General features: G+C 34.8%; 19 protein-coding genes and 1 tRNA gene. 10 read left to right on the top strand and 10 right to left on the bottom strand.

Going from position 1 to position 18,450, the window contains the following annotated elements:
- Positions 1–109: 109 nt before the first annotated feature.
- From RFX69_RS16550 to RFX69_RS16530, 5 genes are all read left to right on the top strand, one after another.
- On the top strand, positions 110–874 hold the full coding sequence (locus RFX69_RS16550) for a glutathione S-transferase family protein (protein ID WP_001265503.1): 765 nt from the start codon (positions 110–112) through the stop codon (positions 872–874).
- A 536-nt stretch (positions 875–1,410) separates the two neighbouring features.
- A complete protein-coding gene (locus tag RFX69_RS16545) occupies positions 1,411–2,304 on the top strand; it encodes an amino acid ABC transporter substrate-binding protein (RefSeq protein WP_000830366.1) in 894 nt (297 codons plus the stop codon).
- 94 nt (positions 2,305–2,398) lie between these two features.
- Positions 2,399–3,241, top strand: coding sequence for an amino acid ABC transporter permease (locus RFX69_RS16540; RefSeq protein WP_000110648.1), 843 nt, complete (start codon positions 2,399–2,401; stop codon positions 3,239–3,241).
- A 2-nt stretch (positions 3,242–3,243) separates the two neighbouring features.
- A complete protein-coding gene (locus RFX69_RS16535; protein ID WP_000347804.1) occupies positions 3,244–3,921 on the top strand; it encodes an amino acid ABC transporter permease in 678 nt (225 codons plus the stop codon).
- Between the two features lie 13 nt (positions 3,922–3,934).
- Positions 3,935–4,678 (top strand): amino acid ABC transporter ATP-binding protein, encoded by a 744-nt coding sequence (locus RFX69_RS16530; protein WP_001132006.1) that lies wholly within the window; start codon positions 3,935–3,937, stop codon positions 4,676–4,678.
- Positions 4,679–4,727: 49 nt separating this feature from the next.
- Here the strand turns inward: RFX69_RS16530 and RFX69_RS16525 are convergent, their stop codons facing one another.
- Positions 4,728–6,044, bottom strand: a complete 1,317-nt coding sequence (locus RFX69_RS16525) for a DcaP family trimeric outer membrane transporter (RefSeq protein WP_289332442.1) — start codon at positions 6,042–6,044, stop codon at positions 4,728–4,730.
- A gap of 346 nt (positions 6,045–6,390) precedes the next feature.
- On the opposite strand from RFX69_RS16525, the gene RFX69_RS16520 reads away from it, so the two are divergent.
- The gene (locus tag RFX69_RS16520; protein ID WP_000418050.1) at positions 6,391–6,861 is read left to right on the top strand and encodes an Lrp/AsnC family transcriptional regulator; all 471 of its coding nucleotides are present in this window, start codon (positions 6,391–6,393) and stop codon (positions 6,859–6,861) included.
- 30 nt (positions 6,862–6,891) lie between these two features.
- On the opposite strand, the gene RFX69_RS16515 is transcribed toward RFX69_RS16520, so the two are convergent.
- From RFX69_RS16515 to RFX69_RS16505, 3 genes are all read right to left on the bottom strand, one after another.
- The gene (locus tag RFX69_RS16515; protein ID WP_000907230.1) at positions 6,892–7,641 is read right to left on the bottom strand and encodes a YebC/PmpR family DNA-binding transcriptional regulator; all 750 of its coding nucleotides are present in this window, start codon (positions 7,639–7,641) and stop codon (positions 6,892–6,894) included.
- Between the two features lie 162 nt (positions 7,642–7,803).
- Entirely contained in the window at positions 7,804–8,349 is a 546-nt protein-coding gene (locus RFX69_RS16510) for a 1-acyl-sn-glycerol-3-phosphate acyltransferase (protein ID WP_000713973.1), read from the bottom strand.
- A gap of 185 nt (positions 8,350–8,534) precedes the next feature.
- Positions 8,535–9,095, bottom strand: coding sequence for a TetR/AcrR family transcriptional regulator (locus RFX69_RS16505; RefSeq protein ID WP_000037170.1), 561 nt, complete (start codon positions 9,093–9,095; stop codon positions 8,535–8,537).
- Between the two features lie 274 nt (positions 9,096–9,369).
- Here RFX69_RS16505 and RFX69_RS16500 point away from each other — a divergent pair, with 274 nt between their 5' ends.
- Positions 9,370–10,233 (top strand): hypothetical protein, encoded by an 864-nt coding sequence (locus RFX69_RS16500; protein WP_038348299.1) that lies wholly within the window; start codon positions 9,370–9,372, stop codon positions 10,231–10,233.
- Between the two features lie 197 nt (positions 10,234–10,430).
- On the opposite strand, the gene RFX69_RS16495 is transcribed toward RFX69_RS16500, so the two are convergent.
- A tRNA-Ile gene (locus RFX69_RS16495) sits at positions 10,431–10,507 on the bottom strand.
- Positions 10,508–10,664: 157 nt separating this feature from the next.
- On the opposite strand from RFX69_RS16495, the gene RFX69_RS16490 reads away from it, so the two are divergent.
- Complete coding sequence (locus RFX69_RS16490) at positions 10,665–11,897, top strand: integrase family protein (protein WP_038348297.1); 1,233 nt, start codon at positions 10,665–10,667, stop codon at positions 11,895–11,897.
- A 584-nt stretch (positions 11,898–12,481) separates the two neighbouring features.
- Here the strand turns inward: RFX69_RS16490 and RFX69_RS16485 are convergent.
- Positions 12,482–13,381 carry a LysR family transcriptional regulator gene (locus RFX69_RS16485; protein ID WP_109267735.1) on the bottom strand — a complete coding sequence of 300 codons (900 nt, stop codon included), beginning with the start codon at positions 13,379–13,381 and terminating at the stop codon, positions 12,482–12,484.
- An 89-nt stretch (positions 13,382–13,470) separates the two neighbouring features.
- Here RFX69_RS16485 and RFX69_RS16480 point away from each other — a divergent pair, with 89 nt between their 5' ends.
- A complete protein-coding gene (locus RFX69_RS16480; protein WP_001161759.1) occupies positions 13,471–13,908 on the top strand; it encodes a PACE efflux transporter in 438 nt (145 codons plus the stop codon).
- 56 nt (positions 13,909–13,964) lie between these two features.
- Here the strand turns inward: RFX69_RS16480 and RFX69_RS16475 are convergent, their stop codons facing one another.
- The 3 genes from RFX69_RS16475 to RFX69_RS16465 form a co-directional block, all read right to left on the bottom strand.
- Positions 13,965–15,380 (bottom strand): cytosine permease, encoded by a 1,416-nt coding sequence (locus tag RFX69_RS16475; protein WP_004747423.1) that lies wholly within the window; start codon positions 15,378–15,380, stop codon positions 13,965–13,967.
- Positions 15,381–15,632: 252 nt separating this feature from the next.
- Positions 15,633–16,097, bottom strand: coding sequence for a hypothetical protein (locus tag RFX69_RS16470; protein ID WP_001046931.1), 465 nt, complete (start codon positions 16,095–16,097; stop codon positions 15,633–15,635).
- A gap of 112 nt (positions 16,098–16,209) precedes the next feature.
- Complete coding sequence (locus tag RFX69_RS16465) at positions 16,210–17,139, bottom strand: DMT family transporter (protein ID WP_210169952.1); 930 nt, start codon at positions 17,137–17,139, stop codon at positions 16,210–16,212.
- A gap of 94 nt (positions 17,140–17,233) precedes the next feature.
- Between RFX69_RS16465 and RFX69_RS16460 the strand changes: the two genes are divergently transcribed.
- Positions 17,234–18,085 (top strand): LysR family transcriptional regulator, encoded by an 852-nt coding sequence (locus RFX69_RS16460; protein ID WP_000568093.1) that lies wholly within the window; start codon positions 17,234–17,236, stop codon positions 18,083–18,085.
- 39 nt (positions 18,086–18,124) lie between these two features.
- Here the strand turns inward: RFX69_RS16460 and RFX69_RS16455 are convergent, their stop codons facing one another.
- A complete protein-coding gene (locus RFX69_RS16455; RefSeq protein ID WP_000905610.1) occupies positions 18,125–18,304 on the bottom strand; it encodes a hypothetical protein in 180 nt (59 codons plus the stop codon).
- Positions 18,305–18,450: the final 146 nt, after the last annotated feature.

Raw genomic sequence — 18,450 nt, 5'->3', positions numbered from 1 at the left:
AAAATGAGCACAATATCCATTGTTTTCATTAAAAATAGCTTCTAAAGTATCTACTTACCGAAGACGATTTTTGTACGAATAGTCAAATAAAAATAAACGTGGAGATTTTATGCGGGTTTTGTATCAGTTTCCTTTGTCTCATTATTGTGAAAAAGCTCGCTGGTTGTTAGACCATAAAGAACTTGATTACGTTGCACATAATTTGATTCCTGGATTTCACCGTGCTTTTGCACAACTTAAAACAGGTCAAAATTTGTTGCCAATTTTAAAAGATGACCATCGCTGGATTGCTGAGTCGACTAAAATTGCGCTTTATCTGGATGATACTTATCCGGAACATGCACTTTTACGCCGTGATGAACAACTTAGACAGCAAACTCTTAAAATTGATAGTTTGGCAGATGAACTTGGGGTGCATGTACGTCGTTGGGCACTTGCTCATACTTTAGCTCAAGGAGATCATGCTCTAGAGATTATGATGGGCGAACAAGGCTACTTACGACAGTTTGAGAAAATATCAAAACCGTTTCTCAAGACTCTAGTCAAGAAGAATTATAAGCTTGAAGAAGAGCTCGTAAGTCAGTCAAAAGGACGCATGGATGAACTCATTAATGAGTTAAACCACTATTTAATTGAAAACCAAGCACGTTATATGGTTGGTGACCGCTTAAGCCTTGCTGATATTTCAGTATGTTCTATGCTTGCACCTTTATTAGAAATAAAAGGTACACCATGGGAAAGGGAAGAAGATGGGGAAGTATCGCCCGATTGGAGTAATTATCAGAAATATTTACTTGATTTGCCGCTTGGACAGTACGTTTTAAGAATATATCAAACTGAACGTAATGCACGGGTTGACTGGCGAGGAATTTAAATTTTATTTTTTAAAAAGCTCCGATAAAATCGGGGCTTTTTTATTTTTTAACCTTAAAGATACTTAAAAAATATTACTATCAATTTTATAAATGATTTTTAATAAAACATTTATGTACATTATTTTGATGCTTAATTTAATATTTATTACTGTTTATTCAACTTAAGTATAAGCTACTAATAAATTTGATCTTTTATTTTGGGGATAAAAGTTACTTTTGCTAAAAACAGTTTTTAGAAAAATTTAAGCCACTTTATTGTGCATGTGTTTACATTGTAATCAATAATTGCCACATTTAAGTGTAAATAGATGAGCTTAATAATAGACAGAAGATTAAAACATAGATTAAAGTAGAAACATGTGAGCAGTTTTAAAGGTATTAATTCTGCGAAACAGATAAATAATAAGTGAAGCAAATGGACGTGTCCTACTTGGAAAAGTTGGCTCGATAATTGCAATTTAATAATAAATCACTCTATTTCTCTATATGAATGATTCTGTAGACAAATAGAGGGAATGATCATCAAGGAGTTCTTATGAAACGTTCTGCAACCTCTCTCATTGTTTCAACAGTTATGCTTTGTACGGTTGGTGCTACTTCTCAAATTCAGGCAGCAGATACATTAGCTAAAATTAAAAGTACTGGGAAAATCGTTATTGGCCACCGAGAATCGTCTGACCCGATTTCATATGTTGTTGCAGGTAAACCAGTAGGTTATGCAGTCGACATTTGTAACCAGTTTGCAAATGATATTAAAAAAGAATTGAAAATGCCTAGTTTAAAAGTTGAATACAAGGCAGTAACTTCATCAACACGTATTCCTGAGCTTTTAGCGGGCAATATTGATATGGAATGTGGTACCACCACAAATTCTAAACAGCGTCAGCAACAAGTGGGTTTCTCAACTAACTACTATGCAACAGAAGTACGCATGGCTGTTAAAGCAAACTCTGGTATTAAAAGTTTGGCAGACTTAAATGGTAAAGCAGTTGTTACTACTCAAGGTACTACATCTGACAAGTACATTAAGATGAATGAAAAAGGCCAAGCAATTAATGTACAAAATATTTATGGTAAAGACCATGCTGACTCTTTTGCCATGATGGCATCTGGACGCGCTGCTGCATTTGTAATGGATGATAATATTTTAGCAGGCTTAATTGCTAAGTCTTCTACACCTAAAGCATTTGCAATTGTTGGTCCAGTACTTTCATCAGAACCTTATGGCATTATGATTGCAAAAGATGATCCAAAATTTAAAGCAATTGCTGACCGTACTGTAAATAACTTATGGAAAACTGGTCAAATGGATGCTTTATATAAAAAATGGTTCTTATCGCCAATTCCACCGAAAAATACTAATTTGAACATGCAACAAAGTTCATCTTATAAAAAACTCAAAGCTCACCCAACAGATGCAGGAATCTAACTGGATCTTTTTGTCCTAAATTTACTTGTGCAGGTGTAAAAATTCATTTGCACAAGTGGTCTATTTTCTAAAGATATTAATTTAAGGGGCAAACATGTCAGTCGGCTCACTAAACTGGACTATATTCTGTGCGGAGTCTAATGAATATGGTGTCGATAAAGCCGCATGGGCAGAATCAGTTTGTAAGGTTATTGGTAGTTCTAGCTACAATGCCTATGCTGAGGCGCCCACATGGTTACAAATGTTAGGTTCTGGTGTCTTTACTATGGTTTGGACTGCCATTGTAGCCTTTCTTATCGCATTTTTATTAGGTTCTCTCCTCGGGGTAATTCGTACTTTACCCAATAAACCACTTGCTTTTATCGGCAACTGCTATGTCGAAATATTCCGTAATATTCCATTAATTGTACAGTTATTCTTCTGGGCTTTTGTTTTTCCGGAGTTCTTACCGGACAGTTTAAGTGCAGGAAGTGGAGATGTTGTAGCAGGGGGATGGTGGAAAAACATTTTAAATCAACAACCTGCTATTATCGGTGTTTTTGCTTTAGGTCTTTATACTGCGGCGCGTGTTTCGGAGCATGTCAGAGCCGGAATTAACACGGTATCTCGTGGTCAAAAGTTTGCGGCATCGGCTATGGGATTTACCACCGCTCAAAGTTATCGTTATGTGATTTTGCCAGTGGCATACCGTACGGTATGGCCAACGATTACGTCAGAAGCAATGAACGTCTTTAAAAACTCGGCAGTTTTATATGCCTTAAGTGTTTTAAATTTCTTTGCTTATACCAAAACCATGCGTGAAGAGACTTCACAGGACATTATCATTCTTATTCTGTCTACACCTGTCTATTTAATCATTACATACACCATTAAATTTATAATGGCATGGATTGAAAAACGCATGGCTGTACCAGGTTTAGGCTCGGGAGGAAAATAATTATGGATTTTTCTCTATTGCATAATCCTGATGTTATTGCGGCATTAAAAGAAGGATTTATTTTTACACTTACCGTAACCGTGCTTGCAATGATGGGGGGTATCCTCATCGGAACTCCTTTGGCAATGATGCGTTTATCCAACAACGCCCTTGCAAGTAACTTTGCCAAGTTCTATGTAGATTTATTCCGTGGTATCCCATTAATTCAGGTTATTTTTATTTTTTATTTCTTGTTGCCAAAGATATTTGAGTTTCAATCAGATACGTATTGGGGGCCATTATTTTCCAGCGTTGTGACTTTTGCCATTTTTGAAGCTGCGTTTTTCTCGGAAATTGTACGTTCGGGTATTCAGTCTATTTCAAAAGGGCAAGTCAATGCAGGCTACGCTTTAGGATTTACCTACGGACAATCCATGCGTTATGTGGTGTTACCGCAGGCCTTTCGCAATATGCTTCCGGTATTACTTACTCAAACCATCATTCTATTTCAGGATGTGTCATTAGTTTATGTTATTAGTGCACCAGACTTCTTGGGGCGTGCAGATACTTTGGCTAATACCTATGGTCCTGAAACGAAAGCAACATTCTATTTAATCGTCGCTGTGGTGTATTTCTGTAGCTCGTTTGTGCTATCGCAATTAGTCAAACGTTTGCAGAAAAAAATTGCCATCATTCGCTAATTGGAGATTTTAAATGCCAATGATAGACATCCAACATATCTCTAAATGGTATGGTGATTTTCAGGTTTTAACAGATTGCACGACGAGTATTGAAAAAGGTGATGTCGTTGTTGTTTGTGGGCCATCTGGTTCAGGCAAATCAACGCTCATTAAAACTGTAAATGCTTTAGAGCCGTTTCAGCAGGGCGACATTATTGTTGATGGGGTTTCACTAAAAGATCCGAAAACTGATCTTGCAAAGTTCCGTTCTCGGGTAGGGATGGTATTCCAGCATTTTGAACTTTTTCCTCACATGACTGTTTTGGAAAATTTAACCATTGCCCAAGTAAAAGTTTTAAAACGTTCAGTTGCTGAAGCGCGTGAAAAAGGTCTTAAATATTTAGAACGTGTAGGTCTGCTTGCCCATAAGGATAAATTTCCAGGGCAACTTTCTGGTGGTCAGCAACAGCGTGTTGCTATTGCCCGTGGCTTATCAATGGACCCAATCTGTATGTTGTTTGATGAACCTACTTCGGCACTCGACCCAGAAATGGTAGGCGAGGTTCTTGAAGTGATGGTGCAACTTGCTCATGAAGGTATGACCATGATGTGTGTGACACATGAAATGGGCTTTGCAAAACGCGTATCTAACCGTTTAATTTTTATGGATGAAGGTAAAATTCTTGAAGATTGCCCAACCCATGAATTCTTTGATAATTTAGAGGCACGTCATGAGCGCGCTAAAATTTTCTTGGAAAAAATTCAGGCAATGCACTAATTGTGACAATAAAAAAGAGCCAAGAGTGGCTCTTTTTTACATCTAAATTTTAGAAATTATATTTTGCTAATAAATTTATGCGTGAGTAATCACCTTTATCACCTGCAAAAGTTTCACGCTGGCCGTAAGTATATTCTGCACCTAAATCAATATTTTTAACCGGATTCCAGATTAAGTTGACCAAAGCGTTATAAATTTCTTTGTTATAGCTAGTATTGGTTAAATTGCTATTTGCATAGACGTTATCATCTTTATATTGAATACCACCTATTGCGAAAGTAGAGCGGAGAATAGGGCTCCATTTCCGTTGGTAGCCGATCACCGCACTATCAAATTCACCTAAGTTGATATCTTGAGTAGTTGTATCGTAAGCATATGCAGAGTTGCTATAAGATAAATAGCGGCCATCACCTTTAACATGATAATAGTTGGCAACGACACTATCCTGAGGCGTGATATCGTACTTGCCACCGATGCCTACACCCCAGCCAAATTTTTCTTCAGATGAACTATCTTTAGGCGCTACTCGATTTTCATGGGCAAGACCATGAAGCTGTAATAAGCCTTTATTATCTGCGGTTTTGAAATCATAACGAGTTGTTAGAGCAGGGAAACGGCTTCCTCCAGCAGCATTACTCACTTTTTCAACATCACCACCTTCTAAGGCAACTAATATTTTTTGTTGAGCATTAATTGGTTGAGTATAGCGAACCTGTACAGTACGTGTGGTTCCTGTACCTACTGCACCAGTAAAGTCTAGTGTTTCCGGAGAAGTATCTGTATTGACGAAAGGTGAAGTGGTTTGACCAACTAACCATTTACCTAAAGACATATAGGCATGGCGTACACGGAAAGTTCCACTGCCATTATCGCCATTGCCACCCATAAAATCGGCTTCAATTTTGCCTGTTAAATCGCCATATTGTGTAGGTCGAGTAAGATCTAACCCAATGCGTGTAGTCGCTGCAGATACATTTAAGGAGTCCTGTCTTGGGTCATCTTTATTTAAAGGGTAGTTAGCACCATTTGAAATGCTGCCATTTGACCCCTTAAAGTCATAGGTTGCATCTACACGTACATTCCCATAAAGCTTGACTTGCGTTTGACCATCAGGCATTTGCATCCAACCCAGTTTGCTCTGAGGAACGGGTGAGCTTGCCGCAATTGTAGTTGGCGGAACTGTTGGAGTATTTACTACAGTTACCGCTTTTTGCTGATTTGATAATTGCTGGACCAGTTGCTTTAACTCACTAACTTCTTTGCGTAAAGCATCTACTTCTGCATCAGTAGCAGCATGAGCTGGCATAACTACAGCGGTTAAGCTGATAGTGCTCATTGCAAGAATTAATGTTTTGATATTTTTCACAGGCATTCCCCACATTGGATATAAAAGATTTCCAATATGTGCATAACAAAAAGAGTGCCAACTTTTTAAAATTATTTAAACTCATTGATTTTAATTAAGAAATTATAAAATTTTAAAAATTAAATTATGCTTTTATTCATATACTAATTAAATCGTTGAAGAGTTATAGACTATAAGTAATTGAAAATGCGCTATGAACGTTATACTACTGCACAGTTAACAAGCAAAAGTTTAGATTAAGAGGGTGGTAAAGCTTAATTCTCTCTTTTAATGGTATTTGATTTCCAAAGTAGGCTTAGCTTTAGGATATACTGTAATTTATAAAGCGTGTTAATTGGAGCAAAGAATGGAGTTAGACCGTTTTGATAAACAAATTCTGGAAATTTTGTCTCATGAAGACCTGAATTTGAATGAGCTTTCAGAACGGATTAATCTTTCAGTTAGTTCTGTTCATCGCCGAATTAAACACTTGATTGAAGCTAATATCATGGGGCAACTCAAAAGAGAAATTAACTTTAGCAAATTGGGTTTTACTTTGCATATTTTGCTACAAGTCTCTTTAAGCAAGCATGATAGTGAGACATTTGATAAATTTCTTTCTGAAATTGAAGCCATTCCTGAAGTAACAAATGCTTTTTTGGTGACTGGTCAAAGCGCCGATTTTATTCTTGAATTAGTTGCACGTAATATGGACGACTACAGCGAAATTTTATTAAGACGGATTGGTAAAATTGATAATGTCGTTGCTCTGCATTCGAGCTTTGTCATTAAAGAATACAATGTATTTAACTGTTATAACTTATTAAATAAAGTATAAAAAACGCACCATTTGGTGCGTTTTTTCGTCTTAGGCATCAAGTTGCGCTAAAACTTCATCACTAAACTCAACGTTTGTATAAACGTTTTGTACATCGTCTAGATCTTCAAGCATATCAATGAGTTTCATCACTTGTTTAGCTTGATCAATATCAGTGATTTCTGCTTTAGTAGAAGGGCTCATCACTACTTCAGCATTGTCTGATTTTAAACCAGCAGCTGCAAGAGCATCTTGAACCTCACCAAAAGTCTCTGGAGAAGTGATTACTAAAATTTCATCTTCTGAAACTTCAATATCTTCTGCACCAGCTTCTAAAGCAACGTCCATGATCTTATCTTCTAAAGAAACATCGTCAAAAGTAATCTCACCACGTTTGGTAAATAGGTAAGCAACAGAACCTGCGGTACCTAAGTTACCATTAGTTTTGCTGAAACAATGGCGAACATCTGGAACTGTACGGTTCAGGTTGTCTGTCATTGTCTCAACAAGAACAGCAACACCACCTACACCGTAACCTTCGTAGGTTACTTCTTTTAAATCATCATTATCTTCACCACCCACACCGCGTTGAATTGCACGGTTAATGGTATCTCGTGTCATGTTGACAGAAAGCGCTTTTTCGACAACGGCACGAAGGCGAGGGTTACTGGCAGGATCTGCACCACCAAGTTTTGCAGCAGTGACAATTTCACGAATATATTTAGTAAAAACTTTACCGCGACTGGCATCTTGTTTCGCTTTACGATGCTTAATATTGGCCCATTTAGAATGACCCGCCATGGAAGTGAACTCCAAAAATTAAAAAATGCAAAAGTGACAGAATATTAGCATAGGCATGGTTTTCTTGAAAACTGTTGCCTTACGTTTTGTTAGCCAATTAAATAAGCTTAGAGAGCCTAAATTTACATAAAAATATAGGCTCAAACTTCATGAGAAAGTTAGCTAGTTAATTTTCACATCAATATCATATTGCGCATAAAGTTCTTTAATCGTTTCAAGATCTTTTTGTAAGTCGGTAGGATAAATCTTACCTAAAATACCGCCTTTTTTGGTTCTTGCATTTGCATACATCAGCACAATCGGAACATTTGCTGCCTTAGCAATATGCCAAAAACCGGTTCGAATAGGTTTGCGTTCCGATCCATCTTTGGCACGCGTTGCTTCAGGTGCAATCACTAGGTTAAATGTATCACTACTTTGGAATTTTTCGACCATTTGAGAGACGATATCTTTGCTTGCTTTTCGGTCAACGGGAATGCCACCTAGCTTTTCAAGGATAGGCTTCATTGGACCTTTGAAAAGTTCTTTTTTTATTAGTGTATGAATTTTTAAATCTAATATTTGAAACAAAGCAATTGATAAGATCGCATCAAGGTTAGAAGTATGTTCAAAACCGATAATAACTTGTTTTTTCTCAAGAATTGTAGGATCTGCATCATAGGTCCAACCAACTGCTTTGAAGATAGAATTGCCTAAAAACTTTTTCATAGAGATGTGGGAGACAATAAGGTTGCAGAATTCTAATATGAGTTTGTCTAAAAAGGTAGAAAATTATCTTCCAAACAAATTTTATTTATTTTAATTTAAAAATATTTTTAAATATTATATTCTAATTTAATAATAGAAAAATATATAATTGAATTTTTAAAGTATTATTTTATACATAAAAAATATTAAGGATTTTCAGTTTTAATTAAATACTCAATATATTGCCATTTCTTAGAAGGATCAATCAGATCTTTATCAATTGTCCCATCAATAATAATACCATCAATAATTGAAATGATGATATGAGTAAGTGGAGTAGGGTCTTTAATATCTAGCTCTACTAATAAACTATTTAATAAATTTATAAGCCAATTTGTATATTCTTGAAATGGTTCACGAATTGAGGTGTATTGTTTAGACACTTCAATAAAAGCCTTTTTAAATAGGCAACCATTAAAATTCTCACTATTAACCCAGTCAATATACCAATTAAAAATTAGATGTATTTTCTCAATTGGACTCACATCTGGATGTAAGCTTAATTTTTCATAAATTGAATTTTGTATATTAATATTTCGATGATGTAGGCACTCCATGATTAAACTTTCTTTAGAGGGAAAATATTTGTAGAAAGTCATCTTGGCTACATTTGATTCAGCAATAATTTTGTCTACCCCTGTAGCATTGTAACCAATTTGGTTAAAAAGTTCTAAAGCAGTATTTATAATATCTTCTTTTTTTGACATTACATTTCCATATAATTGAAACTAATTATTACTTGATATAGATTTTAAAATTTTAATCAAATTAATCATAATCAAAAACATAATTTTATTCAAGCTAATATTATAAAAGCTACTCAAGATTATTTATAAATTTTTTAAATATTCTATTTGATTTAGTAGAATTTTAATTCTAATATGAATTTTCAACAAAAGAGTCTTGTTTTTATCTTAACTATTTGTTTTTAAAATAGAATATGGAAATTTAAAAAATTAATAAGTTTAATGAGAGTGGATTATGCCTAAAAAATTTGAGGACTTTAATAATCCTAGAAAAAAAGCACTTGCAGGGATGAAACAAAGCATTTTAGCTGAAATTTGGGACAAAAATCTTAATTTTTTAACTCAATTAAGAGCCAAGATCGCGAAACACCCAGTATCTCATCATCCTGCAATAGAAACTTTAAATAACGGTGAAATTAATAAAGAAAACTTAAAGCGTATTCATTTAGAGTATCGACATGCAATCGTACAAACATTTACAGACGCTTTATTAATGGCTCAATACCAGACAAAGCAGTTAGAACCTAGGTTGCATGCAGGTGCAAAGATGTTTCCGCGCTGTCTTTTGAGTCTTAACATATTTGATGAGTTTGGGTTTCGGCCTGGGACCGACAAAGACGGTTATTATCAAGGTAACCCAGAATATGCACATTATCCTTTATTTGAAGATGTCCTTGATGATTTTGGAGTGACGGAGGAAGAGCGCCGGAGTTATCAACCAACAGAAATTGCACATCAGGTGAGAGAGTTTCTAGAAAATTCCTATAAAGACTATAAAGCCGTTTCTGCTTTATTAGCTGTAGCTGAAGAAGAAGTTATTTTGTACAGTCCACCTTTACGAAAAGCAACCAGTGCTGTAGGTATAGCGGTCGAGGGTGGTGGCTATTACCATGTGCATGGAGTATCTGAAGATGAAACTGCTGAGGCAGCAGATGACGACCATGAAGAAGATCTATGGTTTATTTTAATGCAAGCTTGTACAGAAGAAGACTACACTTATTTAGAAAACCTATGCCTCGAATATTGTGATTTATGGGAAAAGTTTTGGGATGTTCAAATGGAAAACTCGAAATCAATCCTGAAACAAAATTTAGCTTAAGAACAGGTCAAATAATCAACTCAAACATTTATAACAGTCCTAAAGGTTGAAAAGGAATGCTCAACAATATGGAAATTGGAAAAGACTTTTAATGTTTAATTGAACAATTTTTGAATAATGAAGTGATATTTGGCTATATTTTAAAAATATCTAAAGTTAAAAAACCCCAAAAACTTAAAGTTTTTGGGGTTTGTATTTGGTGGGCCCACACAGACTCGAACTGTGGACCAACGGATTATGAGTCCGCTGCTCTAACCGACTGAGCTATAGGCCCTATAATCAGAAAAGCTTTTAATCTCAAGGCTTTTCAGTGCCTGCAATACTAATCAATTTTTTTATTAAACACAAGTATTTTTCAAAAGTAGCAGCAGTAGACCTGAAAAATATTTTGCTATATTGTTAATTATCACAAGCGATAGGGATTCTAGCTTATGAGCACTTCACGAGTAAAGCTAACGAAGTCATTTATCGATCAACTTGAACTCACACCGGCTATTTATCGTGATAGCGAGATTATTGGCTTTGCTATTCGTGTAAATAACTCTTATAAAACTTACATTGTGGAGAAGAAAGTAAAAGGGAAATCAATACGTTGTAAATTAGGGGATTATGAAAAAATTACTCTTGAAGACGCCCGTATACTTGCACAGCAGAAGTTAAAAGAGTTAACTGACTCAAACCCTTTAAGCATTAAAAATAGTAAAATATTAAAAAATAGTTTAAATGAGAAAATTGACCAGCCTTATCTCAAAGAAGCTTTCCAAGTATATATAAATCACCACGAGTTAAAAGAAAGGACATTAGCCGACTATAAAGAAGTTATAGAAAAATATTTAATAGACTTAAGTGAACTTAAACTGATTGATATTACTGAACAGATGATTGAAGAAAAGTATATTCAGCTATCTCAGTATAGTTATGCAAAAGCTAATTTATCTATGCGTGTACTTAGAGCGGTCTATCGTTTTTCAATTAAGTATTATCAAACTAAAAATCGTGAAGTAATTATACCAAGGATAAATCCGGTTAATTTGTTAAAGAAGAAACAGCTCTGGGAAGAAATTCCACCTCGAAGAAACTATATCGATGTGGATAATTTAACCAAGTGGGTGCAAGCAATTATTGAATATAAAGGTAGGGGACAGGAAAATGAAACAAATAAGGATTTTTTATTAACACTTATATTAACAGGGCTTTTTAGGAATGAGTGTGAATCTTTACATTGGAAAAATATAGATTTAGTGGAAGGAACTCTGTCTTTTATAAATCCATACAATAATGTGTACTATAAAATTTATATGGGAAACTTTCTTTGGTATCTGATGAAAAAACGAAGAATACAAAATAAAGGAGAGTGGGTTTTTCCATCTGTAAAATCTGAATCTGGTCATATTATTAATATTTCGAAATTTAGAAAAAAAATTAATGAGCAATGTAATCTTTCTTTTACTTTTCAAGATCTACGTAGAACATTTTATTTTGTGTTAAATCATTTAACTAATAAACCATTAGTTAGCAAAAGAACAGAGGGGTATGAAGAAAAGCTAGACGTTAAGAATATTGCTCATGCTCAGGATATGCGTAATAGAATGAACAAGGTTGAGCAAATTATTCTTGGTCCCTATCGAGATGAACTTATTAAATCTATCAATATTAACCTATAAAATTTTGTCCTTTCAAAGCTAGAAATAGAAGCTGTACGGGTTCAAAAATAGTATAAATTTAAAGTAAGTTTTATGGATAAAACCTAGAATGAAGATTGTTTCTCATTTTCTACAACCTTTTGTAATTGATCAATTTTATACTTGACTAAAACACTTGGAATTTATACAGTAGTAGAGTATTTTTGATAATTATTATTATTGCTTAGTCCTGAAATACAGTAAGAAGCCTATTCATCATGAATAGGCTTTTTGCTTTCTTTAATTTAATCATAGAGTTCTCGTTTTTTATAAAAATTAATATAATAAAATCAATAAAATAAGTGTTTTTAATAAATTGAAAAAGATTGTCACGTAATTTTTCATTATGAACAAAACTGATTTAAATATTATTCAAAGTGAAACATGGCTAAATGCTAAGTTTAACTTTCAATCAATAAGGCATAGGAGTGTCATCATGTTTAAAGCAATGTTTTTCTTCAGTGCAGGTGCGATGTTTGGCTATTGTTATAAGCATTATGATGAAAAAGTTATAGAGTCTAATAAATCTAAATAGCTCCTAAAAAAACCGTCTAAATGGCGGTTTTTTAACGACAATTTTGAGATAAGTTTGCTTGAACAATCTGGACAAGCTCTCTGGCTGCTTTCGATAACGGTTTATCTTGAAGCCAAATAAGATAAATAGATAAAGGCAAATGATTTTTCGTATTTTTAAAATCTAATTGAACTAAGTGGCCTTGTTCAATCTTTTCTTTTACCAAAGATAAGGGAAAATTTCCCCATCCTAAGCCAGCTTCGACCATATTAATTGCTGTTTGTAAGCTATTCGTTTTCCAGTACATTGCTCCAATGATTGAACGTGAGTCTTCCATATCCAGCTCACTACTTGCGACCACAATTTGCCGAATATTAATTAACTCTTCAATCGTGTTTAACTTATTCTGTTCTTTTAAAAACGGATGATGAGCAGAGATAGTAGCAACAACTGTTTCTGTCATTACTAATTGTAAGCTTTCACGCATTTTTATATTGAGGTTTGAACCTGCAAGGCAAAGGCTAATATTTTCTGTATAAAGTAAATTTAGAATATCATCTTGAGGAGCTGTAATAATTTCTAGGTTAAGAAGAGGAAACTTCTCTGCTAGTTGCTTTATGGCTTTAAAAAGTAATCCAGTATTCGCATCTGAAACCACACCTATTTTTAATTTACTTTCAAGACCAAGTGAAAGTTCATAAGCATGCGTAGCTAATAGCCTAAGCTGTTCAGCAATAATACGGGCTTGAGGTTCCAATGCTAAAGCCGCCGCGGTAGGAATAACTTTGCGGTGTGTACGTTCAAATAAGTGATAACCAAGTTCTGCTTCAATATTGGCAATTGCCATACTCACTGCTGATGGCACTCGATTTAACTTTCGTGCCGCGGCCGAGAAAGATCCAGTATCTAATACGGTTAAGAAAAGTTCGATATTTTCACTATTAAAATTCATTTTGATATCAGTAGAACTGAAAGCTGTTAACTTTATATGTGATTTTAACTGAAACTAAAATAAAAAGAAGTGATAAAAGTTGAAAGATTATGCAAGGTTTAAAACGTCGTATTGTTTATGTTTCTTCATATGAAATTATTGGAATGGTGATTTCATCAGTAGGTTTGGCTCTTTTGGCCGGAGATAGTGTAGAGCACACTGGGCCACTTTCAGTGATGATTACTACTATTGCGGTAACGTGGAACTTTATCTACAACATTCTTTATGAAAAATGGGAGGCTCGCCAAGAAAGTAAGTCGCGTACGGTTAAACGAAGAATTGCGCATGCGATCGGATTTCAAATTACTTTAGTAATGTTCTTAATTCCGCTTATTGCGTGGTGGATGAATATTTCTCTTGTTGCTGCATTTTGGTTAGATGTTGCATTTATTATTATCATTCCAATTTATACATTCATATTTAATTGGACATTCGACAAGTTATTTGGATTACCTGCCTCTGCACAACCAAGTACTGCTCAACAGTAGAAAATATTAATGAGATATCAAAGTGTTATTTTAGACTTTGATATCTCGTCTTAACATTATTTTATTCGTTCAAGTTGAAGAGCTTTTGAAATTTTTATTTGAGCTCTTTTGGCAAGTACATAATATAAAACTGCAGTGGATAACAATCCCACTAACCAAGATAAATCGACTCCACCCAACATTTCTGCAATTTGTCCTTTATAGAATTTACTATCAATAAAGGGCAACTGAAGTAAGATACCAATACAATAACAAGCGATTCCAATCGTGTTCCAGCGGCCATATTTACCATTTGGGTCATATAAGGCATCTACATCGCATTCTTCTTTAGAAATAAAATAGTAATCAACTAAATTAATTGCACTCCAAGGAATGAAAAATGTAAGAAGAAACAAAATAAAAGATTTGAATGCGCTTAAAAAAGTATGTTCACCTACAACTGCAATAAATGTTGAGATAATTACCATTGCAAGAACAATTGTAAGTCGCGTTAATTTTGAAATTTGAGCACTTGGCTTAAAACTGTTCCAAATGGTCGCAATACACATAAAACTGCCATAAGCATTGAGTGTAGATAACGTGACCTTTCCGAATGCAATACTAAAATATAAAAAAGTAATCACAAGAGCGATTGGATTCATGCCTACAACGTACTGAACTTCATTGCCAACAAAACCACCATTCGAGACTTGAGCAATGAATACACCGAGCATCATTGAAATTTGGGAGCCTATTAAAGACCCAAGCCCAACTGCCCAAAATACGCGTGTTGAAGATGTTTTTGTAGGAAGATAACGAGAATAATCTGCTACATAAGGTCCAAATGAAATTTGCCAAGAAGCAGAAAGAGAAACTGCTAATAAAAATGATGACCAGCTAAAATGCCGTACAGCAAGCAATTCTGAAATATTAGAGAGAGCTAAAATTTGAGTTAAAATAATAACAAAAGCAATTAAACCAATAACACTTGCAACTTTGCCTACCCAATGAATTAAACGATAGCCAATTGTCGCAAATATAATAATAAAACAAGCATAGATTAAAATACCTGTTGTATTACTCACCTGTGCTAGATGAGCAATTGCTTTACCAGCGAGTACCTCACCAGTGGCCGTAAAGCCAATATACATAAGACAAACAAGAATGATGGGAATACATGCGCCATATACCCCAAATTGGACTCGACTCGAAATCATTTGTGGGAGGCCGAGTTTTGGACCTTGAGCTGCGTGTAAAGCCATAACGGCAGCACCAAAGCATTGTCCAATAAAGAGGCCAATGATTGACCAAAATACATCACCACCTAATACGACGGCTAATGCACCTGTAACAATAGCTGTAATCTGTAAATTGGCCCCGAACCAAAGCGTAAATTGGGCAAATATACTGCCATGCCTTTCATTTTCAGGAATAAAGTCAATACTTCGGTTTTCAACAAATCCGCTTTTCGATTTCCCAGCTGATGAGTCCATAACACTCTCCTTATCCTTTAAGAGCTTTTCTATTATTAGATCCATTTTTGTATAAACAAATACAAACATGTATATACAAGTTATTTGAAAAAGAAGCAAATGGTTTTTTAAGCCGATACCTTAAAATTTTTTTGTTTGTAAATTAAAACGAGTTGAGAAAACGAAACTGATGTTATGACTATTTTTATAAAGATGAGTCTGTTTGATCCGTAAATTCAGTTTATAAAAAAGCCCTCCATTGAGGGCAGATAATCAGACTTCTGCATCAAGGATTGCTTGAAAAAATACAGGTAACTCCGAAAATTGAACTAATTGTGTTTTATCAGCGTGTTTGTAATAGTACTGATAGTGGGGTGTTTCAAAACCACTATCAAGATATTGGGTTGCATCAGAAAATTGGGCTTTTGCAACGGGCTTATCCTTTTTAAATTTAACAATAATAGGATTAACGGAATTTAATTTAACAGGAACACCGTTCTCGAATTTGGCTGTTTCAATGAGTAGAGATATTTTAAAATCACCAAATACTACACAAAACTGTCCTCCATTTTCTGTTTTAATTTCTCGATCATGAAAAAGTTCTTTAAATAAATTTTTTAATGATTCTCTATGCTTGTCTAAAGCTAACTGAAAATCATGATCTTGCTGTTCTAGTTTCTCTTGCTCTTCTTTTAGCAATTTGGCCTGTTTTTCGATAGTTGTAAAATCCAAATTCATCTTAATTCTCCTTGTTGTGTTTTAAAACTATATATGGCAACCATTTGTTAAGTTTTAAAGAAACATACATTCTTTGTTACAACGCAATAATTAAGATGAATTTGTGTGATCATTACTTTGTGCAAGGCTTAGCTATAAGTGCAGGACGTTTAATCTGAATAAATCCTCCACTACTCATCACGCCAAGCATGACTAAAGCTGTGCCTATAAGTTGCCAGATATTAAGTGATTGACCAGCTAACAAGGCAACTAACATACTAAAAACTGGAACAAAGTTAAAAAAGATTGATGCTCGGCCTGCACCTAGTTTTTGAATACCATTAAACCAAAATAAATAAGCAATCATGGTAGAACAAATAATGACGTATCCCATAGCTAAGTGTGCAGTGATAGGCGCCATAGCAATTGCTTGAGAAGGGTGCTCAAAAATTACACTTAATATGATTAAAGTCAAAGCACCGAACATCATAGAAAATGTTGTGGTCTCTAAAGGTGTAGCATTTTTTACATAACGGCGTGATAGCACATTCGCTAAACAAAAACTGACACCACCTAGTAAGATGAATAAGTCACCGATTGCTATTTTTAAGTATAATAGCGTTGAAATATGGCCATGACTAATAACAAAAAGTACACCACTTAAGCCAAATACAACACCAATAGACTTATTAAGTGTTAGTTTTTCTCCATCAAGTAAAATTGTTAACAATAAAGTAATTAAAGGTGTTGTGGCCATGATTAAAGCGCCATTGACTGCTGAGGTGGTTTGTAAACCATAGAAACAGCCTAGGTTAAAACCGGCAATACCTATAATTCCAATAATAAGATAGATAGCTAAATTTTGCCGTAATGCGGCCCAACGTAGCTTTCCTATAGCTGCAAAAAGAATAAATAGACCAAGGCTTGCAATTGTAAAACGTTCAGCTGCTGCTGAAAGAGGTGGCATATATTGAATCACATAAGACATCGCATTAAATGCCGAGCCCCAAAACAGCATTGTGATTACAACACCAGTATAGGCATACACCATTGATTTATTCATGATTAGGCTCCGAAAAAGAATGTCTTTATTCTGAGTAATCACATAAAGGTGTACAATTCCATATTAATTCATCTCTGATGTGAAAATTTGCACAATGATTGATTGGGAAAATTTACATTACTTTTCAGTTTTTTCTGAAGAGAAGACACTTTCAGCTGCTGCAAGAAAGTTAGGTGTTGACCATGCTACTGTTGCAAGAAGAATTGCCCAGTTAGAAGATAATTTAAAACTAAAATTAGTGGACCGTAGACCTCGTACTTATATTTTAACTTCAGAGGGGGAGCGTCTGGCCAAAATTGTGACACGTATGATGGAAGAAACATTTTCTATTGAACGTCTGGCTCAGGCAGGACAACAGGAAATTAGTGGAGTAGTTTCGGTAAGTCTACCGCCAGCTACGGCTGCACATTTGGTAATGCCTCATCTTGGTAAGTTTTATCGTCAATATCCTGAGCTACAATTGAGAATACTCGGTGATGTTCATTATGCCTCCTTACAGCATCGCGAAGCAGATATCGCAGTTCGCTTTGGACGCCCTAAAGATGATTATCTAATTGCGCGTAAAGCTGGTGAAGTTCCTTTTGGCATATATGCAGCCCAAGAATATTTGGATGCTATACAAGAAGAAAACTATGAATGGATTAGCGTTGAAGTTGGTGGAGTTCAAGGACAAAAACAGCAAAAGCTAAAACAACGGTTAAATTATAAAGAGCCTGTTATGGTTACGAATCATCCTGAGCTTCAATGGCGGGCTACTTGTGGAGCAGTTGGCTTAGCTGTACTACCTGATTTTTTAGGCCAGCAAGGTCATTTAGTAAAATTACCTGATGATGACCCAATGAGTGCTGAAATTTGGTTAGTAATTCATGAAGATCTGCGGAGTAGTCCTGCAGTAAGGGTAGTAATGGATTTTCTTTTAGATTGTTTTGAATCTTTTCGTGTTTAATATTGCTTAAGCCTTGACTTCAATTAGCTTAATTAATTTTTATTGATCAGGAAAACTTCCTGCATCTTCTCTTGCTTGCTTCAAGGCTAGAAAAAAACACAGCAGAAAAAGTAAGCCAATAAAAAATAAGAAAAAATCTAAATAACTAATACCTAAACCAACTCCGAAAGCCCCTAAACTTAATAATAAAATACAAAATATTTTCCAAATAATGAGCATGTGGTTTTGTAATAAAAACTTGAAGTTAGGCTGTAATTGAAAAATATTTCCAGATATGTGTTTGTTTTTTTTCTTATAGGTTATGTAAAGCTTTATAATTTATCGAATTACATAATATTTACTTTTAACTAAACCCTCCTATTTGA

The organism is Acinetobacter sp. 148 (assembly GCF_031196675.1).
Lineage (GTDB): Bacteria > Pseudomonadota > Gammaproteobacteria > Pseudomonadales > Moraxellaceae > Acinetobacter > Acinetobacter baumannii.
Note: the sequence above shows the minus strand (reverse complement) of the source record. Positions and strands in the feature narration are given on the sequence as shown.